This is a genomic window from Neorhizobium tomejilense, from assembly GCF_964254135.1.
Classification (GTDB): Bacteria; Pseudomonadota; Alphaproteobacteria; order Rhizobiales; family Rhizobiaceae; genus Neorhizobium; species Neorhizobium tomejilense.
In genome coordinates, this window is sequence record NZ_CAXUSO020000002.1 from 606765 (window position 1) to 627730 (window position 20966).

General features: G+C 59.1%; 18 protein-coding genes. 12 read left to right on the forward strand and 6 right to left on the reverse strand.

Annotation, left to right across the window (positions count from 1 at the left end):
- Nucleotide 1 precedes the first annotated feature (1 nt).
- Both soxZ and soxA read left to right on the forward strand, forming a co-directional pair.
- On the forward strand, nucleotides 2–319 hold the full coding sequence (gene soxZ, locus ACSQ3G_RS25585) for a thiosulfate oxidation carrier complex protein SoxZ (RefSeq protein ID WP_436112228.1): 318 nt from the start codon (nucleotides 2–4) through the stop codon (nucleotides 317–319).
- Complete coding sequence (soxA, locus tag ACSQ3G_RS25590; RefSeq protein WP_436112229.1) at nucleotides 316–1098, forward strand: sulfur oxidation c-type cytochrome SoxA; 783 nt, start codon at nucleotides 316–318, stop codon at nucleotides 1096–1098. Before soxZ ends, soxA begins: the two co-directional genes overlap by 4 nt.
- 60 nt (nucleotides 1099–1158) lie before the next feature.
- Here the strand turns inward: soxA and ACSQ3G_RS25595 are convergent, their stop codons facing one another.
- Entirely contained in the window at nucleotides 1159–1614 is a 456-nt protein-coding gene (locus ACSQ3G_RS25595) for a c-type cytochrome (RefSeq protein WP_436112230.1), read from the reverse strand.
- Between the two features lie 390 nt (nucleotides 1615–2004).
- Here ACSQ3G_RS25595 and ACSQ3G_RS25600 point away from each other — a divergent pair, with 390 nt between their 5' ends.
- Both ACSQ3G_RS25600 and ACSQ3G_RS25605 read left to right on the forward strand, forming a co-directional pair.
- Nucleotides 2005–2724, forward strand: a complete 720-nt coding sequence (locus ACSQ3G_RS25600; RefSeq protein ID WP_436112231.1) for a response regulator — start codon at nucleotides 2005–2007, stop codon at nucleotides 2722–2724.
- Nucleotides 2721–4259, forward strand: a complete 1539-nt coding sequence (locus ACSQ3G_RS25605; RefSeq protein ID WP_436112232.1) for an ATP-binding protein — start codon at nucleotides 2721–2723, stop codon at nucleotides 4257–4259. The genes ACSQ3G_RS25600 and ACSQ3G_RS25605 overlap by 4 nt, the downstream gene beginning before the upstream one ends.
- A 105-nt stretch (nucleotides 4260–4364) precedes the next feature.
- Here the strand turns inward: ACSQ3G_RS25605 and ACSQ3G_RS25610 are convergent, their stop codons facing one another.
- Nucleotides 4365–5414, reverse strand: coding sequence for a LacI family DNA-binding transcriptional regulator (locus ACSQ3G_RS25610; protein WP_105403291.1), 1050 nt, complete (start codon nucleotides 5412–5414; stop codon nucleotides 4365–4367).
- Between the two features lie 155 nt (nucleotides 5415–5569).
- Between ACSQ3G_RS25610 and ACSQ3G_RS25615 the strand changes: the two genes are divergently transcribed.
- The 4 genes from ACSQ3G_RS25615 (at nucleotide 5570) to ACSQ3G_RS25630 (ending at nucleotide 9648) form a co-directional block, all read left to right on the forward strand.
- The gene (locus ACSQ3G_RS25615) at nucleotides 5570–7006 is read left to right on the forward strand and encodes a sulfatase family protein (protein ID WP_436112233.1); all 1437 of its coding nucleotides are present in this window, start codon (nucleotides 5570–5572) and stop codon (nucleotides 7004–7006) included.
- Nucleotides 7007–7121: 115 nt separating this feature from the next.
- Nucleotides 7122–7862, forward strand: a complete 741-nt coding sequence (locus ACSQ3G_RS25620; RefSeq protein ID WP_436113191.1) for an ABC transporter permease — start codon at nucleotides 7122–7124, stop codon at nucleotides 7860–7862.
- A complete protein-coding gene (locus ACSQ3G_RS25625) occupies nucleotides 7859–8629 on the forward strand; it encodes an ABC transporter ATP-binding protein (protein WP_105420256.1) in 771 nt (256 codons plus the stop codon). The genes ACSQ3G_RS25620 and ACSQ3G_RS25625 overlap by 4 nt, the downstream gene beginning before the upstream one ends.
- Nucleotides 8630–8670: 41 nt before the next feature.
- Nucleotides 8671–9648, forward strand: coding sequence for an aliphatic sulfonate ABC transporter substrate-binding protein (locus tag ACSQ3G_RS25630; protein WP_105439985.1), 978 nt, complete (start codon nucleotides 8671–8673; stop codon nucleotides 9646–9648).
- A 124-nt stretch (nucleotides 9649–9772) separates the two neighbouring features.
- On the opposite strand, the gene ACSQ3G_RS25635 is transcribed toward ACSQ3G_RS25630, so the two are convergent.
- From ACSQ3G_RS25635 to ACSQ3G_RS25645, 3 genes are all read right to left on the reverse strand, one after another.
- On the reverse strand, nucleotides 9773–11257 hold the full coding sequence (locus ACSQ3G_RS25635) for an ATP-binding protein (RefSeq protein ID WP_436112234.1): 1485 nt from the start codon (nucleotides 11255–11257) through the stop codon (nucleotides 9773–9775).
- On the reverse strand, nucleotides 11254–11976 hold the full coding sequence (locus ACSQ3G_RS25640) for a response regulator (protein WP_046637031.1): 723 nt from the start codon (nucleotides 11974–11976) through the stop codon (nucleotides 11254–11256). The genes ACSQ3G_RS25635 and ACSQ3G_RS25640 overlap by 4 nt, the downstream gene beginning before the upstream one ends.
- A gap of 255 nt (nucleotides 11977–12231) precedes the next feature.
- Nucleotides 12232–12501: a hypothetical protein gene (locus tag ACSQ3G_RS25645; protein WP_436112235.1), complete on the reverse strand. Its 270-nt coding sequence runs from the start codon at nucleotides 12499–12501 to the stop codon at nucleotides 12232–12234.
- Nucleotides 12502–12992: 491 nt separating this feature from the next.
- Between ACSQ3G_RS25645 and ACSQ3G_RS25650 the strand changes: the two genes are divergently transcribed.
- The 3 genes from ACSQ3G_RS25650 to ACSQ3G_RS25660 all read left to right on the forward strand — a co-directional run bounded on the left by ACSQ3G_RS25650 (nucleotide 12993) and on the right by ACSQ3G_RS25660 (nucleotide 18171).
- Nucleotides 12993–14117: an efflux RND transporter periplasmic adaptor subunit gene (locus ACSQ3G_RS25650; protein WP_436112236.1), complete on the forward strand. Its 1125-nt coding sequence runs from the start codon at nucleotides 12993–12995 to the stop codon at nucleotides 14115–14117.
- The gene (locus ACSQ3G_RS25655; RefSeq protein ID WP_436112237.1) at nucleotides 14114–17170 is read left to right on the forward strand and encodes an efflux RND transporter permease subunit; all 3057 of its coding nucleotides are present in this window, start codon (nucleotides 14114–14116) and stop codon (nucleotides 17168–17170) included. Before ACSQ3G_RS25650 ends, ACSQ3G_RS25655 begins: the two co-directional genes overlap by 4 nt.
- Before the next feature lie 278 nt (nucleotides 17171–17448).
- Nucleotides 17449–18171, forward strand: coding sequence for a response regulator transcription factor (locus ACSQ3G_RS25660; RefSeq protein WP_046599364.1), 723 nt, complete (start codon nucleotides 17449–17451; stop codon nucleotides 18169–18171).
- A 254-nt stretch (nucleotides 18172–18425) separates the two neighbouring features.
- Here ACSQ3G_RS25660 and ACSQ3G_RS25665 read toward each other — a convergent pair whose 3' ends face one another.
- On the reverse strand, nucleotides 18426–19535 hold the full coding sequence (locus ACSQ3G_RS25665; RefSeq protein ID WP_436112238.1) for a MipA/OmpV family protein: 1110 nt from the start codon (nucleotides 19533–19535) through the stop codon (nucleotides 18426–18428).
- On the opposite strand from ACSQ3G_RS25665, the gene ACSQ3G_RS25670 reads away from it, so the two are divergent.
- Nucleotides 19534–20889: an ATP-binding protein gene (locus ACSQ3G_RS25670; RefSeq protein ID WP_436112239.1), complete on the forward strand. Its 1356-nt coding sequence runs from the start codon at nucleotides 19534–19536 to the stop codon at nucleotides 20887–20889. The genes ACSQ3G_RS25665 and ACSQ3G_RS25670 overlap by 2 nt on opposite strands.
- The last annotated feature ends 77 nt before the right edge of the window (nucleotides 20890–20966 follow it).

Consider the following 20966-nt stretch of genomic DNA (forward strand, 5'->3'; position numbering starts at 1 on the left):
CATGGCGCGCGTCTTGATCAATCTGCCAAAGGCAAAGCGGGGCGAGATCGTCGAGATCAGGACGTTGATCCAGCATCCGATGGAAACCGGCTATCGCCCGAAAGGGGATGGCACGTCGTTCCCGCGCGATATCATCCGGAATTTCGTCTGCAAGCTGAACGACATCGAGGTTTTTCGCGCCGATCTATTTCCGGCGATCGCAGCAAACCCGTTCATCGCGTTCACGATCAAGGCAGAAGAGGGCGGCACCATGGCCTTCGCGTGGATCGACGACCGTGGTGTGTCGCAAACAGAAACCGCAGATTTCATCGTCGAATGATGCCCTCCGTCGCCTTCACTTCGATGCTGCTCTGCGCGGTGGCGGTTTCAACCGTCATTGCCGCCGCCCAGACACGAGACCCCCGGCGATCGGGGTTCGAAGACATGAGCCGAGAATCGCGGGCAATGCAGCGCGACGATACTGCCAATCCCGGCATGTTTGCCGTATTGGATGGCGAGGAATTATGGAGGGCGAAAGTCGGCAGCCGGAAAACGTCTTGCGCCGATTGCCACCAGAATGCCGAGGTCAGCATGAGAGGCGTCGCAGCACGCTATCCCTCCTTCAGCACGGCACGGAACGGGCCGGTCGATCTGCAGGGACAGATCAATCTCTGCCGCGAGACCCGTCAGAACGCGCCGCCGTTTCCGCTTGAGGGGCCGGAATTGCTCGCGCTCTCGGCCTATGTCGGCAAGCAGTCGCGGGGGATGTCGATCGCGCCGCCGGACGATGCGCGGCTAGAGCCCTTCCGCAGGCAAGGCGAAGCAATCTACGCCATGCGGCAGGGACAGCTTAATTTCTCCTGTGCCGACTGTCATGAGGATCATGCAGGGCAGCGCCTGGCCGGCTCGCTCATCCCCCAGGGACATCCGACCGGTTATCCGCTCTATAGATTGGAGTGGCAGGGTATCGGATCGTTGCAACGGCGGCTGCGAGGCTGCCTGATCGGGGTCCGCGCAGAGCCTTACGCCTATGGCGCGGAGGAATATATCGCGCTCGAGTTGTTTCTGATGTCTCGGGCGAGAGGCATGGCGGTCGAGACGCCCGCCATCAGGCCGTAGCTGTGCCGGGCGACGCCTGTTCACCTCGGGTCGAGGCAACGACGCGCCACCCGACAACGGCTACTGTCTTTTGCCGGATGGGTCGTATTGCTTGAGATAGGCGATCAGGTCGGTGATCTGGTCGGGATTCTTGATCCCTGCATAGATCATTTTGGTGCCCGGGATCTTTGCTCTTGGGTTGGTCACAAACTCACGAAAGCTTTCATCGGTCCAGGTGATTCCGGCATTTTTGTTTGCCGCCGTATAGGCGTAGCCTTCCACGCTGCCGCTGGTGCGTCCGAAAAGCCCGTTGAGATGAGGACCGGTAATATTACGTGCGGTCTCGCCGACCTGGTGACACGCCCGACATTGCACAAAAACGCGCTCGCCAGCTTCGGGACTTTGCGCCAGCGCGCTGCCCGGCTGTAGGAGAAGTCCAAGAATCAAAACAACAGCCAGCCGCTGCATGCCTTTACCTGCGGTGTTTCGGCGCGTAGCGCCCGGGCTTTCGGTATTCTCTGGGTGTGGGACTGCCATGTTTGCTCTCTGTTTAGTTTGGGAAGCAATGCGTCAGGGCGCGCCAGAACAAACGCTCACCCTTCCAGCTGGTCTGCCGATTGATACTTTACCCCTGTCGCACAACTGTGCCGTCAGGCAGGAAATTTGTCGCAAGATGTCGCAAAACTTGGTGGTTGGTCTTGCGCCTCTGCAACGTTCTCCGATCCGCGAAGCCGCGCATGACTGCCTAAAAGAACGATAAAGCCCGCAAAGAGGCGGACGAAGGCATTCCGGAATGTCCCGTAAGGTCATCAGAAGGTCAACGGAACGTAGCGGCCGGACAGCAGGCTTGCGAAACTTTGATACACTTTTCTTGGTGCGGGAGAGGGGGATATTCTTATATAGAATGCTGAACAGAGGTTACGCAAAATGCATGACTTGGCGCATGTCGTGGTCGTCGACGATCACAGCGATATCCGGGATCTCGTTCGACAATATCTCGAGCAGCAAGGCTACAAGGTCAGCGTCGCCGAGAGTGGCTCGGTGCTGCGGCGGGTGCTCGAACACCATACCGTCGATCTCATCATTCTCGACATCATGATGCCAGGTGAGGATGGGCTTTCGGTCTGTCGGCAGGTTCGTGCCACTCTGGACGTTCCCATCATCTTCCTGACGGCGATGGCCGAAGATACCGACCGGATCCTCGGCCTCGAACTGGGGGCGGACGATTACCTCGTGAAGCCATTTAATTTCCGCGAACTGCTGGCGCGTGTTCGGGCTGTCCTGCGCCGGGCTGCCAATCCCGCGGTCCCGGCCGCAGCACGGCAGTCCAAAAAGCTGCGCATCGCGGGATGGCGGGTCGATATGGGTCGTCAGGAAATTTCCGGGGAAAACGGGGTCGGCATACCTTTGAGCACGGCAGAGTTTCGCTTGCTGAAGGTCTTCATCGAACGGCCGGGCATAATTTTGAGCCGCGAACAACTTCTGGACCTCACCACCGGAAGAACTGCCGATATCTTCGATCGCAGCATCGACAACCAGGTGAGCCGCCTGCGCAAGAAGATCGAAGAAAATCCGAAGAACCCTTCAATCATCAAAACCCATTGGGGCGGCGGGTACAGCCTGTCGGTCGAGGTGGCATTCGAATGATCAAGCTCTGGAAAAAAAGCCTCGCGGCGCAGTTCATAGGACTGATGCTTGCCGCCCTGATCATCTCGCAGGCGCTGGCTTTTCTGATCTCGTGGGACGAGCGCACGATGGCGCTGAGAGCCGCGGCGAAAAGCGAATTCTTCAGCCGGGGCGCGTCCATAACCCGATTGGTCGAGTTGATACCCCCGCAGATCCGCGCCCAAGCTCTTTACGCCAGCGAAACCAACTACTCGAAAATCTGGCTGACGGACCAGGAACCCGAGAAAGCCAGCGCCTGGCGCCTGCAGGCGGTGGGTCAGCTTTCCCGCCAACTCGAAAACTTCGTCGATCTTTCAAAACAGGTTGACTGGACAGCTCCCTCCAAGCCGCAATTGCCCGATCCGAAGGAAGTCGCGCGTGAAAATACAGACGAGGAATGGGCGAGCCCGCCGCCGATCCTGTGGAACCTGCCGCAACCCGCGAAATTCACCTATTTCGACCGGCGCAGAGGGTTTGGCCTTGCGGTCCAGCTTGGCGACGGACGCTGGCTGAACTTTGCTTCGTACCAGGAGAACACCGGCCGATGGTGGAACTCCAAGTCGCTGACCTCGGTTGGATTGACAGCGCTGATCCTGGCGTTGATCGGGGTCTTCATCGCAAGCCGCATTTCCCGCCCCTTGCGCAATCTGGCGCGGTCGGCGGAGGCGCTTGGGCGGGGAGAAAACCTTCCGCCTATTCCCGAGGGCGGGCCGGGAGAGATCCGGCGCACGGCGGAAGCCTTCAACAGGATGCAAAGCCGCCTCCACCGTTTTGTCGAAGACCGGACCAAAATGCTTGCGGCGATCGGCCACGATTTGCGAACGCCGCTGACCTCGCTTCGTTTGAGAGCAGAATTCGTCAAGGATCAGGAAACACAACAGAAGATGCTGTCTACCATTGACGAAATTCAGGCAATGACGGAAGCCGCCATTGCGTTTGCGCGCGGGGAATCGACGGTAGAAGAAACCCGTGACATCGAACTCGATGCTCTTATCGGCAGTATCTGCGACGACCAGTCGGACCTTGGACATCCGGTCAATTACGTGGAGGCGGAACAGACGCCTTATCGCTGTCGGCCGGATGGGCTCCGCCGTGCGGTCCGAAACGTCGTGGAGAATGCCGTACGATATGGCGGTGAAGCCAAGGTCTTCATCCGGCACACGGCAACCACAGTCGATATCGTCGTCGAGGACCGCGGACCGGGGATACCCGAGGCCATGAGGGAAAAGGTTTTTGCTCCCTTCTTCCGTCTTGAAGTATCACGGAACAAGGATACTGGCGGTATCGGCCTGGGGTTGTCGATCGCCCGCGCCATCGTGCGGCAACATGGTGGCGACATCTCGTTCCTCTGCGGTGAAAGGGGAATGCAGACAATCATCTCCCTTCCACGAGAAGGGATAGTCGATCCGGTACCCCTTCACCAAGGCCGCGGGTGGAAACTGACGCGAGCGCCGGCTTCTTCGCAAACCGTAGGAATACCCGGTAAAATTGCTTCTCCGTCACGGCGGTCCGCTTAGTCCCGCACGAGACCGTTGCAGATGCAGGATCTGGTGTTCCCAAGCTCTTGGGCGGCGCCGGCGGGATTGATCCCTAAATCCGCTTGCGCCGCTGGGGGTGTTGCATCAAGACGGCGATGGTGGGGGCATACGAGACGTGCTTTCTCGGACTATAAGCTCCCATTCCACAAGTGTCGTATAAGGCGTGACGTCATTGATCCGCGAGACGATCGCCTCCGCCGTCAATCTGCCGATGCGTTCGCGGTCGGGGCGGACTGTCGTCAGCGAGGGGCTGACGCAGCTCGCCGCCTCGTTGTCGCCGAATGCGATGACACCGATGTCTTCGGGTACGCGCCGGCCGAGTTTCCTGAGCGCGCGCAGCACGCCGAACGCAACCACATCGCTGTTGCAGGCGATCGCATCGATCTCCGGATGGCTTTGCAGAAGCTCGGTCGCGAGCCGCTCTCCGAGTTCCGGATTGCCGCCCTGCTGCGCCGTGTGTTTGACGACGTCGGGGAGCGAGGCCTTGGTTGCTGCGGCTTCCAGCCCGCTCAGGCGCTTCTGGGCGCGTTTATCATTTTCGCGGACACTGCCGACGAAGGCCAAGCGCCTATATCCCTGAGCTATCAGATGGTTGGCCTGGGCCGCCCCGACGCTTGCGTGGTCGAAACCGACAGCGGTATCGATCACGTCTCCGCCCGTGTCCCACATCTCGACAATCGGGATGCCGGCTGCCTTGAGAAGCTCGACGACTTTCGGGGGATGATCCACGCCGATGATGGCAACCGCCGCCGGGCGCCAACTCAGGATGGACCGGACGAGCCGCAGCTCCTGGTCGGCATTGTACCTGGTGTTGGCGAGCATGACCTGCAGGTCATGCTCCAGCAAAGCCAATTGCAGAGAGTCGATGATGTTGGCGAATTCCGAATAGTAGAGCGACGTAACGACGACCCCGACAATATCCGACCGCGTCCCGGAAAGCCCGCCGGCAAGCCGGTTCGGCACGTAGTTCAGCTCTTCCATGGCGGCATTGATCCGGCGGCGTAGCTCGACGCGGACCGTGTTCGGAGCGCGCAGCGCGCGCGAGACCGTGTTGACCGAAACGCCCACACGCTCGGCGATCGAAGCAAGGGTCGGGACGGTGCGCCCCGCACCCTCGGAAAGGTCAACTGTCATTCGGCTTTAAAAAATCCTGTGAGTGATCGTTGCGTTAACGATAACTTTATGCCATCGTTTTGAGGGAGAGGCAAGCGAAAGACCGAACACCGGCGCTTTCTTTGGATGGAAAAACGACGGCACGGTTGACAATCACCGGCGTGGAGGCGGGACATATGGCTGAAAAGCCAAACATCATTCTGATTATGACGGACCAGCAGCGCTACGACTCGATCGCCGCGCTCGGATACCCCTATGCCATGACGCCGAATATCGACGCGCTCGTCGAGAAGGGCGTGGCGCTCACCAATTGCCACATCACCGCGCCGAGTTGCGTTCCATCTCGTGCGAGCCTGTTCACCGGTTATTATCCGCATACGACGGGCGTTCTGGCGAACGGCCAGAAATGGCAACATACCTGGGTCGAGCAACTCCGCGATGCAGGCTATCGCTGCGTCAACGTCGGCAAGATGCATACGATTCCATACAATTCGGATTCCGGTTTCCATGAGCGCTATGTCGTGGAAAACAAGGACCGCTACATGGAAGGCCGCTGGTATTTCGACGAGTGGGACAAGGCGCTTGCGGCCAACGGCCTCGTCAAGCAGCAGCGCGAACTTTACCGCGAGCTTGAGGATTACCGCGACCGGTTGGGCTGCTTTGAATGGGAACTGCCTGAGGCGCTGCATTCCGATGCCTTCGTCGGCAATATGGCGAAGTGGTGGGTCAACACCTATCCGCCGACCGAGCCGCTTTTCCTTCAGGTCGGTTTTCCAGGCCCCCACCCGCCGTTCGATCCTCCTGCTCGTTATGTAGAGCCCTATCTGAAGCGTAACGACCTTCCGCTGCCGAAGCCGACCAGGGAAGAGCTGGATTCGCTTCACCAGGAGCTGAAGGAAAAACGCCAGCACGACGTCGAGGTTGATCATGACTCCGTCGTCTGGAGCCTTGATCCGAGAGAAGACCAGATGCAGCGGCTGTGGGCGCACTATCTCGGCAATGTCACGCTGATCGATGAAAAGGTCGGCGAATTGCTCGAAGCGCTCGAAGCGCGCGGCTATCTGGAGGATGCGATCGTTATTTTCACCTCCGACCATGGCGAATGCCTCGGCGAACACGGGCTGATTCAGAAATGGTCGATGTACGACATAGTCACCCGCGTGCCGACCATCATCTGGTCGACGGCGAACCGGTTCGAGGGTGGTCGCACCGTGGATGGGCTATGCCAGCTCTTCGACCTCGGCCCGACGATCCTGGAATATGCCGGCATCACGCCGCCGATATCCTTCGAAGCGCAAAGCCTGAAGCCTGCACTGGAAGGCGAGGACTGGAAGCCGCGCTCCCATGTGTTCTGCGAGCAGATCGGCGATGTGGCGATGGCAGGCGGTGTCGAGTTCATGACCGGCGTCAGAAGCGACCGGTGGAAGCTCGTTCACTTCAAGGGCTCAAGCGACGGGCAGCTCTTCGACCTCGAAAACGATCCGAAGGAAGTGAAGAACCTCTGGAACGATCCAGGCTGCGTCGAGCAGAAGCGCGAACTTTTGGATGTGATGCGCGACTGGTTGATCGAATCGAATTTCAAGACACGCGACGTCACGGTGGGGATGCGATGAACCATCGATTTCAGCAGAACCGGCAAGTTTTCGCGAGGGAGGCATGACCTTGTCAATTTCAACGATTGAGGAAAAGCCCGAACGAGGTCCGCGGCGCTCTTTGCTATCGTACCCGATGGGCATGCTGGCGATCAATTTCGCTGCAGTCATCTTCGGTGTTCTGGTCTGGGCCACCGTAACGGCGCAAGGCATCGTCGGCCTGCCGACACCACTTGCCGTGGCGACGCAAGCGGTGATCCAGGCAAAGAGCGGCCTCCTGTGGTCCGACGCCCTGGCGAGCCTCGGACGCGTCTTTACCGGTTTTGCGCTCGGCATTGCGGTAGCAATCCCGGTCGGTTTCCTGATGGGCTGGTACCGCATCGCCCGCGGCATCATCGAACCCTATGTCCAGTTCTTTCGGACGATCCCGCCGCTTGCCATCATTCCCCTGGCGATCGTTACCATGGGTATTGACGAAACTCCCAAGATCTTCGTCATTTTCCTGGCGTCTTTCCTGTCGAGCGTTGTCGCGACATATCAAGGTGTCGTCAACGTCGACAAGACGCTGATCAATGCCGCCCGCGTGCTCGGTGCCAACGACTTCACCATCTTCCGGCGGGTCATCGTCCCGGCATCGCTGCCCTATATCATGGTCGGCGTCCGCGTCGGCCTCGGTTCGTCATGGGCGACCGTCGTGGCGGCGGAGCTGATTGCTGCGCAGTCTGGCCTCGGTTTCCGCATGCAGCAGGCGCAGCTCTATTACGATCTTCCGACAATCTTCGTCAGTCTCATCGCGATCGGCGTGCTTGGTCTCATCATGGACCGCATCGTCATCGCATTCGATGGCGTTCTGACCGCATGGCAGGAAAAGCTATGAGCATCAAGATCTCGTTCCAGAACGTCTCCAAGACGTTCATCATCGCCGGGCAGACATCCTTCAACGCGCTCCAAGGTCTCAACCTGGACATCGAAGACGGAGAGTTCATCACGGTGGTCGGGCCGTCCGGCTGCGGCAAATCTACGGCCATGAACATTGCCGCAGGCCTCACAGGTCCGTCTTCAGGGCAGGTCCTGGTCGACAACGTTCCGGTCAAGGGACCAGGTCCCGAGCGTGGCGTGATCTTCCAGCAATATGCGCTTTTCCCCTGGCTGACGGTCCGCGAGAACGTCGAGTTCGGGTTGAAGATTGCCAGATACCCGAAGGCGGACCGCCGCAGGATCGCGGACCGTTTTGTGGACCTCGTCGGCCTCTCCGATTTTGCCGATTCGCTTCCGAAGACATTGTCCGGCGGCATGAAACAACGATGCGCCATCGCCCGCGCCTATGCCGTCAATCCGAAGATCTTGCTCATGGACGAGCCGTTCGGCGCGCTGGATGCTTTGACCCGCGTGCAGCTTCAGGGCCAGTTGCTGGCCACCTGGAGCAAGGAGCGGCGTACGGTGATGTTCATCACCCACGATGTGGACGAGGCGGTCTATCTCGCGAGCCGCGTCGTCGTCATGGCCGCCAGGCCCGGCCGGCTTCACAGGATCATTCCGGTCGATCTGCCCTATCCGCGCACCGAGGAGATGCGCCTTTCGCCGGAATTCACGGCTTTGCGCAATGAGGTGTGGCGGTCGGTCTACCACCCGGCCGCGGCCTGAAACCTGCAATCACTATCGGCTGTTACAAGGAGGAGATGAACATGCTGACGAGACGAAACCTGGTGAAGACGACGGCGGCCGTCGCTGCCGCGAGCGCTTTTTCCATCGGAGGAAAGGCAAGCGCCCAATCTGCCGACATGACCATCGGATATATCGCCGACTTTCCGAATGCCAGCGTGCTGGCGATTGCGCAGGACCAGAAACTCTGGGAGGCGGAAGGCATCACGCCGTCCGTCAAGGTTTTCACCAACGGCCCGATCCAGATCCAGGCGATGGGCGCCGGCAGCCTGAATTTTGGCACGATCGGGCCCGGCGCACTCTGGCTGCCCGCCAGCGGTCGGGCCAAGGTGATCGGCGTCAACGATATCGGCTTCTCCGACCGCGTCATCGTCCAGGGCGGGATCGCCTCGATCGCGGATCTGAAGGCCAAGAAGGTCGGCGTCCCGCAGGGCACGTCCGGCGACATGATACTCCGGATGGCGCTGACCAAGGCCGGCATGACCATAGGCGACATCCAGGTCGTGCCCATGGATCCGTCCACGGTGGTTGCCGCCTTCACTTCCAAGCAAATCGACGGCGCCGGCATCTGGTATCCGCTGATCGATACGATCAAGCCGCGCGTGCCGGATATGAAGGAGCTGGCTTCGAACCAGGATTTCTACCCGCAGACCTCGTTCATCAACACCTTCGTCGCCCGCAATGAGATCGTCCAGCAGAACCCGGATCTCGTAAGGAAATTCCTGCGTGTCATGAAGAAGGCAATGGACTATCGCGTCGCAAACCTCGATCGATCCATCCAGATCACCACCGCATTCCTCAACGCTCCAGTGGAGGTGACCGAGAAGGTGGCGCGCAGCCGCAAGATGCTGACGAGCAAGGAACTGGACGCCTTCACGAAAGACGGCACCGTCAACAAGTGGCTGACGGAATTTAACAAGATGTTCCAGGAGTTCGGCACCATCAAGGAGCCGCTGCCACCGGCACAGTTCTACACAGGCGACCTCTTCACCAGCGCCTGATCGTTAGACCTTCACTTTCCGCCGGTGACGGCGGAAAGTTCTCCTCGACGAGGGTTGCGGTAAACCATCGGGCTCAAGCAACTCGTTTCGATTGTCGATATTGATATCCGTCCGCGAGCAAAAACTAGAGCGTCCATTGGGCGGCGATTTTTTCTCGCGGACGTCGAGCCGCCGGTGACAGTTCGGGTCGCTCTATGACGGGAAGAGAGATCGAGGCTCTCAAGCCCGGATTGTTCGAGGCAAGAACGATATCCCCGCCATGGTGGCGAACGATCGCTCTTGCAATTGACAAGCCTAGACCGACACCGCCAGTTTCACGGTTGCGAGACTTCTCCAGGCGGAAGAAGGGAGAGAAGACCTTCTCGCGCATCGCATCAGGGATGCCGGGGCCGGGATCCTCCACGACGATTTCAGTCGCGGATGGCGATTGGCGCACGAAGACTTTGGCTTGCCCGCCATAGCGGATCGCGTTTTCGATGAGATTGCGGACAGCGCGGCGTAGCCCGTCGGGGCGGCACCTGTAGGTTATCTTCCTGCTTTCGACATACTCAACCCGTTGGCCCATTTCTTCCAGATCGGCACACAGGCTCTCCACCAATGCGTTGAGATTGACCGTTTTTGTTTCCTCGACCGTCGCCTCGCCCTTTGCGAAAGCGATCGTCGCCTCAGTCATGACCTGGATCTCGTCGATCGTGACCAGCATCTTCTGCTGGAGTTCCGGATCCCCGACAAACTCGGCGCGCAAACGCAAGGATGTCAGCGGAGTACGCAGGTCATGGCCGATCGCTGCCAGCATCCGGGTCCGGTCTTCCACGAAGCGGTGAAGGCTCTGCTGCATCCGGTTAAATGCCTCTGCGGTTCGTCGGATATCGTCAGGCCCTTCCTCCGGCAGGGGCGGGAGAGACTCTCCGCGGCCTAGAGCCTCCGCCGACACGGCAAGCCGTCGAAGCGGTCTTGCGATACGGTTTGCCGTCAAAACCCCGATGACCGAGAGGACAAGGGCCGTTATCGACAAGGTGAAGAGGGATTGCGAGGTCCACCAGTTGTTGGGAACGACTTTGTAATAGGCAGAGTTCAGCCACAGTCCGTCTTGAAGCTGGACCGCAAGGCCAAACCCGTCCGACTGGCCTATATAGGCGAACTTCGCCGGCTGTGGGAGGCTCCACAAACCAGAGGCGGGCGTGACCCAGGCCTCGCCGGCGTTTTTCGCAACAATCCTCCTGCGTTCCTCGGGTCTGTCGATGGCTGCCGGCTGAACGCGCCATTCTGGCGGGAAGTTCGGGAGGTTCGGCAGGGGGCGTGCAAGCTCCTCGACGGCACGACCCCGCCAGGCATCGGCGTCATCTGGAGCCTGCTCGCTCAGCCAGAACCGGGCATAGCTGGTTTCGCTGGCAGCGAGGACGTCATGCCTCAGATTGAGCGGAATCGACTCCATCAGCCTGGTAATGGTCGCCGTGCGACTGAAGAACTCGCTTTTTGATACTGCCTTGAGCGCCTTGTCGCGTTCGTCCCAGGAGATCAGGAAAGACAGTGCCTGGGAACACGCGAGCGCGAGGAGCATGAAACCGATGAACTGCGCCGCAAGACTTCTGGTCCAAAACCGTATCATTGCAGCACCACATCGGTGGAAAGACTGTAGCCGCCGCCCCAATGGGTTTTGATGATTGTCGGGTTCTTGGGATCGGCCTCGATCTTCTTGCGCAAGCGGCTGACCTGGTGGTCGATGCTGCGGTCGAAGATCTCCGCGGCTTTGCCGGCAGTCAGATCAAGGAGTTGATCGCGCGTGAGAACGAACCCGGGATGTTCGAGAAAAGCTTTGAGCAGACGGAACTCCACGGTACTCAGGGACACGACTACGCCGTCTTCGTCGGTCAGTTCTTGCCGGCCGACGTCAAGCCGCCATTGGTCGAATTTGATGACTTTTGCCTTGATGTTGTCGCGCTGCTGCGTTGGCAGGGTGGTTGCTCGCCGCAAGACGGCGCGGACGCGGGCGAGCAGTTCCCTGGGATTAAACGGCTTTACAACATAGTCGTCCGCTCCCAATTCCAAGCCTATGATGCGGTCGGTATCATCCGCCATGGCGGTCAGGAATATGATGGGCACATCCGTCGTGCTGCGTATGTGTCTGCAGACCGAGAGACCGTCTTCACCGGGCATCATGATGTCGAGAATGATGAGATCAAGAGCATTCCGCTCGAGGATCTTGCGCAGGGCGGCGCCGCTGTCGGCGGAGCTGATGCGATAGCCTTGCTGTCCGAGATATTTCCCGACCAGATCCCGGATGTCCTGATGATCGTCGACAACTGCGATATGGGATGATGCCTGCATGAACTGCCCTCTAGACCCGAAAATTATAGCATTGCATCGGCAAGCCCTTCCATCGAATTCTCTAGCAAGTTTCCATGTCCGGTTCCCATGATGTGCCGCAGGATTGGGCGTGGGCTGGCATAGGGCGGGGTGGGACTGCAGCGAAATTGATAACTTTGGTTCCCGCTCATCCGCCTGAATTCAGACCGGAGAGGGGCCGCCGCGGCAATATTTGCGACCTTGCCGCGGACGGTGCCTTGAATGAACTGCGAGCTGTTAGTTCGGACGGTTGGCGCCCTCATAATAGTCGCCGCTGTCGAACGGGCGACGATCATCGCGGCTGGTCTCGCCAAACAGCGACTGGCCGGACTGGTTCGGATAACCGAAGGTCCTGGTGCTGTCGGCCCGCAAAGGATCGGCAGAACGCGGCGAAGCGCCGCTCTTGGAGGCGCCTTCATAATAGTCACCCTCGGCAAGTGCCGGGACGGCGAACGTGGCCGAAGCCAGCAGAGCAGCGATAGCGGTGGATAGCAAGATCTTAGTCATGAGTTTCTCCTTCAGTTTCGAAAACGTCTCCTTGACGCATCCCAAACATAGAAGGTGTTTGTCGCACGCGTATGCCGCAGAACAGGGAAATTGTCGCAAAGTATCGCAGCGCAACATTCCATTCCTGAATGTCGAGACAGACGATTTTATGCACGCCGACTTGCATGTCGGCCCAAGCTGAGAGACGTCGCTATGCTGCCTGGTGAGGCCCCGAGAGCGGTCTGTGCCGCTCCATTTAGCGGGCCGCGCCCCTCAAGATTCTGACGCACGAGCGTGCCGTAACATTTCTTAATGTGACTACACAGTGCGGCTCCTCCCCATCGCTATCGTGTGACCAAACAAGCCAGGGCGCTCGGCGGCCCACTTAAAAGGTCCACTCAATGATCGCGTTATCGACCGTATCATCCACGCTTCGACGCTACTGCCCGCTTTTCGGTAAAGCAGCGATGCTCGCATGTGCGTTTTCGACCGTGGCGTCCGCAGACGCCCAAATGCCGGTAACGACGATCGTCGCCAAGCGAGGTGCGCTGACGGAAAGGATCGAGGTGGTTGGTTCGCTCGCGGCGCGGGAAGAGATCGAGGTCTATCCCGCCGTCCTCGGCAAGGAGGTGCGGCAGATTTTGGTAGAGGCTGGACAACATGTTGAACGGGGCCAGGCGCTCGCGGTCCTGGACACGACCGAAGCCCTGATGTTGCTGGACAAGAATTCGGTGAGCTTCCTTCGCGCGCATGCTGCCGCGTCCGTCGAGAGCAGCAAGATAGACGTGGCGATGGTCACCGAAGCCGAAGCGCGCAAGAAGCTGGAACGCAGCCGCTCACTACAGCCAAAAGGTGCGATCGCCGACAATGTCCTCGAGGAAGACTTGAACGCTCACGCCCGAGCCGTCGCGGAGTTGCGACTGGCGCGCCAATCGTTGGAGCTCGCCAACGCAGATCAACAGTTGATCGCCAGCGAGCGGCGGGAAATCGAACTGACTGTCCAGAGAAGCACCCTGACGGCACCTAGCTCGGGTCGGATCTTGACCCGGAAAGCGCGTGTCGGTGCGATGACATCGAGTTCCGCCGGACCTCTTTTTGTCATCGCTGACGATGACGACATCGAGTTCGTGGCGCAGGTGACGGAGACAAGCTTCGTTCGTCTGCGCGAAGGCATGAGCGCCGAAATTACCTTGCCAGGACGCGACCAGGCCATCGCAGGAACCGTCCGGCTGAATGCCGCGCAACTCGATCCCAAGACAAGAAGCGGGACGGTGCGGATCGAACTTGCAGACAAGGCCAGGCTTGTCCCAGGCGTCTTTGCGCGCGGTAGCATCAGTGTCGAAGACCGGCAGAATGTTCTCCTCCCGGGAACGGCCGTCAAAAGCACGGCGGCCGGCCACAACGTTTACGTCGTTTCAGACGGGCTCGTGGATATCCGCCCGGTCCGCATCGGATCACAGCAAAGCGGCTTCGTGGAAATCCTCGACGGCATCCGGGAGGGAGAGGAGGTCGTCCTGAAATCAGGTGCCTTCCTGAAGGCACAGGAGCGGGTGAGGCCCGTATTGGCCGCGACACCGGCAACGCGTGCCGACGCGTCTGCATCTACCCAAAATCGGCTCGGAGCTCGACTTCAATGAACATATCGGCCTGGGCGATCCGCAATCCGCTTCCCTCGATCCTCCTGTTCCTAATCCTTGTCACCGCCGGTCTCTACAGCTTTTCACGGCTGCCCGTCACTTACTTCCCGACCATCGACGAGCCGGCTGTGAATGTGATTATCGACCAACCCGGGGGAGCGCCGAGTGAGTTGGAGACTGAAGTTACTCGTCTTGTTGAAGACGCGGTAGCGTCTCTTGCAGGCGTAGAAGAGATCAAGTCGACCGTCACTCAAGGCCGTTCCGTTACCGCTGTCGAATTCGAGTTGGGCGTGATTTCGCCAGACCGCGCCATGGGTGACGTCCGCGACGCAGTTGCCAAAATCCGCAGCGACCTTCCCGATGGAATAGATGAGCCTGTCATCGAACGGGCCGAGGAGGAAGCACAGGCGGTCGTGACATATGCCGTGACAAGCCAGGACATGACCGTTGCAGAGCTTTCGTGGTTCGTCGACGATGTTGTTGCCCGGCAGTTGCAGGGTCGGAAGGGCGTTGGCCGCATTGATCGTGTCGGAGGTGCTGACAGGGAAATCCATGTCGAACTCGATCCTTCGCGATTGCAGGCGCTTTCCCTGACGGCGAATGCCGTTAACGAAAGCCTCATCGCAAGCCAGTTGGATCGTTCTGGCGGCCGCAGCAACCTGAATGGTCGCGAGCGGACGCTGACGACCGCTGCGGCGGCGCAGACGATTGCAGAACTCGGTGGTTCTCGCATCCTCCTTTCGGACGACGCCAGTGTGAAACTGGAAGATGTCGGCAGCGTCCAGGATACGATCGCCGAAGCCCGCGCCTTTGCGACTCTGGATCAGGAGGACGTCGTTGGTTTCGCGGTCTATCGCTCAAAGGGTTCGAGCGAGCTAGCTGTTGCGGAGGAAGTGGTGGCCGCACTGGAGAAGCTACATCTCGAACAGCCGTCGATCCGCTTCAAGCTGGTCGACGACAATATGTCCTACACGGCGGGCAACTACAACTCAGCCATGCGTACCCTCTATGAGGGCGCGGCATTGTCAATCGTCGTCGTATTTCTGTTCCTGCGCGACTGGCGGGCCACGGTCGTAGCCGCAATCGCCCTTCCGCTTTCGATCATCCCGACCTTTTTTGCCATCGATCTTCTGGGCTTTTCCCTCAACATCCTCAGTTTACTTGGGATCACCCTGGTGACGGGAATTCTCGTGGACGATGCGATCGTTGAAATCGAAAACGTGGTGCGTCACCGCGACATGGGCAAATCTGCCTACCGGGCTGCATTGGACGCCTCTGACGAAATAGGGCTTGCTGTCATAGCCATATCCGCAACGATCATGGCTGTCTTCACACCCGTGGGCTTCATGAGCGGCGTGGTCGGGCTGTACTTTCGAGAATTCGGGCTGACCGTTGCGATAGCGGTGTTCTTTTCACTTCTGGTGGCCCGCTTGATCACCCCAATCATGGCTGCATACATCATGACGAACGCTCCCTCGTCGTACATTCGGAAAGGGCGTCTGGCGTCGGCCTATGAGTGGCTGCTGAAGGTCAGCCTGCGGTGGCGATGGATGACAGTCGGATGCGCATTTGCGGCTTTCGCACTGGCTTTATACGCCCTGATCTCCCTGCCGACCGCCTTTTTGCCGGAAGAGGATACGGGGCGGTTGACCCTTTCGGTGGAACTGCCCCCCGGGACGGCTTTGCACGAAACAAGAGCAGCGACGGATGAAATAGCCGCCCTGATCCGGCGGGATTCCGCGGTGGAAGGCGTATTCGTCAGGGCGGGGTCGAGTACGGCCGGACAGGAAGACGTACGATATGCGGTCGTCCTGATCGATCTGTTCCACAAATCCGAGCGCGACCGTTCATCGTTTTCGATACAAGCCGATCTTGAAAAGGCGCTTTCCTCCATTTCGGATGTCAGGCTGCGCTTTCTCAACACCCGCGGTGGGCGGGACATATCATTCGCTGTCCTGTCCGCGGATGGTGTTCTGGCTCAGCGGGCCGCAGATAACATACTGCAGGAGCTCACCGCCGACAGAAACTTCGTCAACCCAACCGCCGACAACGCGGCAACGCGACCAGAACTGCGGGTGAAAATTGACGCGGACAAGGCTTCAACGATCGGTGTATCTCCAGCAGAGCTTGCGCGCACGATCCGCGTATCGACCGTGGGCGATGTCGACAGCCGACTGCCCAACTTCATCGACGGCGGCAGACAGATTCCAATCCGCGTGCTGCTCCAGACGCATGCTCGCGACGATTTGCCAACCCTCGAAATGCTGTCGGTCCCGACGACGAGAGGGACGTCGGTTCCGTTGTCTTCCGTCGCCGACGTCAGCTTCGATGAGAGGCTCGCCGCCATCGAGCGATTTGATCGCCAGCGTCGCATCGAAATCTCAGCCGACATGGCTGACGGCATGACGTCGGGCCAGGGTCTCGACAGACTGGCACAACTCGATAGCGTCAAGAGCCTGCCGGCGGGCGTGCGCATTCAAGCGACCGGGGATTCCGATACCGAAGGCGAGGTGTTCTCAAGCTTTGCGGTGGCGATGGGCTCGGGCGTCATGCTTGTGCTTGTCGTTCTCATCCTCCTCTTCGGAAGCGTGCTGGCGCCCTGGACCATTCTGGCCTCTCTTCCCCTGTCCATTGGCGGCGTTGCAGCTGGCCTCATGTTAAGCGGCAACGCTGTCTCGCTTCCCGTCGTCATCGGTATCCTGATGCTGATGGGGATCGTGACGAAAAACGCCATCATGCTCCTGGACTTCGCCATTGAACGCGAAACCCATGGGCTGTCTCGGGTCGATGCGATCGTCGAAGCCTGCTCGGAGCGAGTTCGCCCCATCATCATGACCACGTTTGCCATGATCGGGGGAATGGCCCCCTCCGCGCTCGGGGTAGGGGACGGAGGCGAATTCAGGGCGCCCATGGCGATCGCGGTAATTGGCGGTCTGCTCGTGTCTACAGTTCTATCGTTGATCGTCATCCCGTCGCTCCACCTGATGGTTTCCGACTTTGGCGATCGTACTGCTCGGATCTTCAAGCCCTTCCTCCAGTCGGCCGAGATCTGAAGGTTGCAGGCGCCGCAAGGACGCTTGCACTACCAGCGGAGGGCCGGCCAACCATCTGGCCGGCCCTGCCGTATGTTGCAGAGCGGTTTTTCCGCAGCGCCGCCACTCCGTCGGCCACGTCAATTCTGCGTCGCGGTGCGAGCGGTTGCAGCGCTTATCGCCATGGCTGGGCGCGTTTGGTATCACTGCGAGCAGTGACCGTAACAAAACTTAATAAAGCGAAATATTCGAGGACCAGCAGCCGGCCCATTGTAGGGTCCTCAAACAGGAAAAGACCTATGCAGCCCAATTCAGCATCCGCGAAGATATTGATCGTGGAAGACGACTTCGAAATCGGCAATCTTCTGGCGTCGACAATTCAGGAAAGCGGGATGCTGCCGACCGTGGCTGAGGACGGAAACGTGATGCAGTCGCTGCTTCGCAGCAATTCCTATGACCTGATCATCCTCGATGTCATGCTGCCGGGCGAAGATGGCCTTAGCATTTGCAAACGCATCCGTTCGGAAAGAACGATCCCGATAATCCTGCTGACGGCACTCGGAGAGGAAGTCGACCGGATCGTGGGACTGGAAGTCGGCGCCGATGACTACATTACAAAGCCCTTCAGCCCAAGAGAAGTGATCGCTCGGATTCGCAGTCTCCTGCGTCGCGCCTCTTACGGCCTGACAAGCAGCTCTGCTCAAAGGAAGCTGCGCTTCGACGGATGGGTGATTGACCCGATGCGGCGCCGGCTTCACGACCCCGGCAACGCTCGCATCGCTTTGACAACGACGGAATTCGATCTTCTGCTGGCGTTCTGCAGAAATCCGGGCAGGGTCATCACCCGCGAGGAGCTGCTCTTGTTTACCCATTCCGGGCTGGCTGGGCCGATCGAGCGCAGTATTGACGTGCATATCAGCCGCCTTCGTCAAAAGATCGAGGCGGATCCTCGCGAGCCAACGCTCCTGCAGACGGTCAGGCTGGGAGGATATACTTTCACCGCGTCGGTGGAGGAAGTCTGAAACAGATACCTCAATCGTTCTCCGGCGCCCCGACTGCCATGCGGCCGTGGTCGCAGGGCCGGCACAAATAAGCGAGCAAGATCGCTTGCTGCAAGCTCGATGCTATGGCTGGGAGCCGGCGCTTGGATGCCCGCTCCCAGCGGCCACGGCATTGCATCTTGGAGTCAAAAGTCTTGCCACATGGCAGCGCGTCTCGCCTGCTGGATCGGAGCGATCCGTGCAGGCGACACGTCGTCTATTTTCTGTCCCCGGCTTCAGAACTTGTAGCCGACAAAAGCAGAAACGGAAGGCTGGATCTTCTTCTCGACGATCGGGCTATCCGCGGCATCTCCGGTGAGCACGCCGACGCCTGCTTCACCACGCACCAACCAATGATCGCTCAGTGCGTATGTGGCGGAGGCAGAGAAATCGACACGCTTCAAGCCTGCTTCTGCTTTATATTCAGGCAGGCCTGAACGTGCCGACTGAGCGGCATCGACGCCAAAATAGGCCTGCATGTGCTTGCCATCGGCCACGGTGGCTTCGGCGCGTGCGCCCAGAATGAGACGTTCCGTGACCGGGGCCGAGTATTCTACCCCAAACTTTCCAATCAGGCTTTCGCTGCCGCCGATGGTCTGGTCGACGCTCGCATAGATTTCGACCGGGCCCCAATCATAGCCGACTTTTGCACCGACTGTTGCGGCGAAGTTGATGTCGCCGAGGCCGCGGAGGCGATCACCGTCATCCTCATCCCGCCCTGATTCGTAACCAACCGCAGCGGAGACGGAAAATCCGCCTTGATCCAGGACAGTGACGCTGATCCCACCTGGATCGATTTCCAACCATTCGCCATAGGTGAACACCACGAAGGGAATGGGGCTGACTTCAAATTCGTCGCTCCCTTCGTATTTTGGGTCGTAAGAAGCGCCGGCACCAATGATCAGGCTCCAATTGCGCTCCGGTTGGCGTTTGTCAAAACGCTGCTTGTCAAAAGGTGGCTCCGGCGTCTGCTCGGTGGCGGTCTGGTCGGCGCCATAGGCGTTTGGGGAAAATCCCACAACGCTGAATGCGGCGCATAAGGCGAGGGGCGAAAGACGCCGCTTGGCTTTTTTTAAATGTAGCATAAGGGCTCCAGAACAGGTTATCAGTCCCCCCAACAGAGGAGCCTGCGACGACTTGTGTTTCATGCCGTAGCCCTCCGGTGCATGTTTTTTTGTTACGCTTTGTTGCAGCCCGAGCGATCGGCAAAGAGGCAGCCCTGCCGTAACAAAACGTAATAATCGCGCAGCAGGAAACGCGGGATCTTGTGAGGGAAATCGCCTATATTTCTGCTTCGCCGATCGACCTCGGCTCAAGCGCGCTTCACAAGCCAAACGGGTGCTCATGTTTTTCCGCCGGCTTCCAGGCCTATCGACGATCCATAGTCAGATCACGGGCGTTATTGTTCTCGGCCTCACCATCACCGTTTTAGGCGGCTCTTTTCTCGAGCAGCGTGTTGGAAATGGATATCCGATGGTTGACGTTGAGGAACTCGCCGATAGTGTGTTTACGATAGGTTCCATCCTCAAAACTGCCACACCCGAAGAGCGCGACATCGTTCTTCGTGCAGCCAATCGTGCTGGTTGGGATCTCAATCTGCGACCGCGCGCCTTGGCGGAAACGTTCAAGAACTCCTCGCCGCAGGAAAGCGTCTTGGACGCGACCATAGATTGGCTTTTTTCCCCCGACGGGAGGCAGACGCCACTCGGTGGCTGGCAAACCTTTGTTGATGACAAGCGTGTCGTCTCAACCGAGGTTGATGATAAAACAATCCTCGTTCTGGGCGGCCTTCCAAGCACGGCGTTCTGGAGTGAGGTCCTAGTCCGGGCGCCACACTATCTACTGGCGCTCATCACCTTGATCGTGCTGTTTTCTTCGTTCGGGGTCTGGGCGATCACGCGACCGCTGCGGAAGATTGCTTCAGCGGCTGCGAATGCCGACATCACGTCCGGCCGGGTAATCTTCGAAGAGGAAGGCAGCGTGGAGATCGTCGCTGTTGCACGCTCCTTGAACGAGATGAGCGATCGCATCACCGATATGATCCACGGCAGGACGCGGATGCTGCGCGGGGTGAGCCACGATCTGCGCACCCCATTGACGAGACTAAGACTTCGAGTAGAGCGGGTCGGCGACGCGCAATTGCGCGATATGTTGCTGGCGGATATCTCTCGCATCGATAGCCTTCTCAAAGAGAGCCTCAGCTATCTGCGCGACGACCATCATCGAGAGCAGGTCGAAACGATCGACCTGGCAACAACGCTGCAGACGATTTGCAGCGAGTTTGACGATGTGGGTCACAAGATCAATTATATCGGCCCCAATCATCTGTCCGCCAATTGCAAGCCTCTCGCGATAACGCGTGCCGTGACCAACCTTTGCGAAAACGCTGTGAAATTTGGCGATAAGGTCGCGATCGAACTGAAGCGAAGCGGAGACAAGGTGATGGTCGACGTATCGGACAATGGCCCCGGGATACCGAAGCAATCACGTGCGCAGGTGTTGGAGCCATTCTTCAAGCTGAATGCGGCGAGGACTGATGGCAACGCCGGGTTCGGGTTGGGGTTGTCCATCGTTGCGGAAGTCGTGCAAGCTCACCGGGGAACGCTGGAACTGTTGGACGGGGAGCCGTCCGGGCTCTTGGCACGGTTGACGTTTCCAGCAGATCTGCAGGCTGACGGCGTCACCGCGCAGGTTCGGTGAACGCTTGCGCGAATGGCTTTGATCGGCCTGCGGGCGTGTTTTCTGGCTTCGCCTATCTGCGTGGTAACCTTAGCTAT

Coding starts and splice junctions, on each gene's coding strand:
- soxZ (WP_436112228.1), top strand. CDS start 2: ATGGCGCGCGTCTTGATCAATCTGCCAAAGGCAAAGCGGGGCGAGATC.
- soxA (WP_436112229.1), top strand. CDS start 316: ATGATGCCCTCCGTCGCCTTCACTTCGATGCTGCTCTGCGCGGTGGCG.
- ACSQ3G_RS25595 (WP_436112230.1), bottom strand. CDS start 1,614: ATGGCAGTCCCACACCCAGAGAATACCGAAAGCCCGGGCGCTACGCGC.
- ACSQ3G_RS25600 (WP_436112231.1), top strand. CDS start 2,005: ATGCATGACTTGGCGCATGTCGTGGTCGTCGACGATCACAGCGATATC.
- ACSQ3G_RS25605 (WP_436112232.1), top strand. CDS start 2,721: ATGATCAAGCTCTGGAAAAAAAGCCTCGCGGCGCAGTTCATAGGACTG.
- ACSQ3G_RS25610 (WP_105403291.1), bottom strand. CDS start 5,414: ATGACAGTTGACCTTTCCGAGGGTGCGGGGCGCACCGTCCCGACCCTT.
- ACSQ3G_RS25615 (WP_436112233.1), top strand. CDS start 5,570: ATGGCTGAAAAGCCAAACATCATTCTGATTATGACGGACCAGCAGCGC.
- ACSQ3G_RS25620 (WP_436113191.1), top strand. CDS start 7,122: ATGGGCATGCTGGCGATCAATTTCGCTGCAGTCATCTTCGGTGTTCTG.
- ACSQ3G_RS25625 (WP_105420256.1), top strand. CDS start 7,859: ATGAGCATCAAGATCTCGTTCCAGAACGTCTCCAAGACGTTCATCATC.
- ACSQ3G_RS25630 (WP_105439985.1), top strand. CDS start 8,671: ATGCTGACGAGACGAAACCTGGTGAAGACGACGGCGGCCGTCGCTGCC.
- ACSQ3G_RS25635 (WP_436112234.1), bottom strand. CDS start 11,257: ATGATACGGTTTTGGACCAGAAGTCTTGCGGCGCAGTTCATCGGTTTC.
- ACSQ3G_RS25640 (WP_046637031.1), bottom strand. CDS start 11,976: ATGCAGGCATCATCCCATATCGCAGTTGTCGACGATCATCAGGACATC.
- ACSQ3G_RS25645 (WP_436112235.1), bottom strand. CDS start 12,501: ATGACTAAGATCTTGCTATCCACCGCTATCGCTGCTCTGCTGGCTTCG.
- ACSQ3G_RS25650 (WP_436112236.1), top strand. CDS start 12,993: ATGCCGGTAACGACGATCGTCGCCAAGCGAGGTGCGCTGACGGAAAGG.
- ACSQ3G_RS25655 (WP_436112237.1), top strand. CDS start 14,114: ATGAACATATCGGCCTGGGCGATCCGCAATCCGCTTCCCTCGATCCTC.
- ACSQ3G_RS25660 (WP_046599364.1), top strand. CDS start 17,449: ATGCAGCCCAATTCAGCATCCGCGAAGATATTGATCGTGGAAGACGAC.
- ACSQ3G_RS25670 (WP_436112239.1), top strand. CDS start 19,534: ATGTTTTTCCGCCGGCTTCCAGGCCTATCGACGATCCATAGTCAGATC.
- ACSQ3G_RS25665 (WP_436112238.1), bottom strand. CDS start 19,535: ATGAGCACCCGTTTGGCTTGTGAAGCGCGCTTGAGCCGAGGTCGATCG.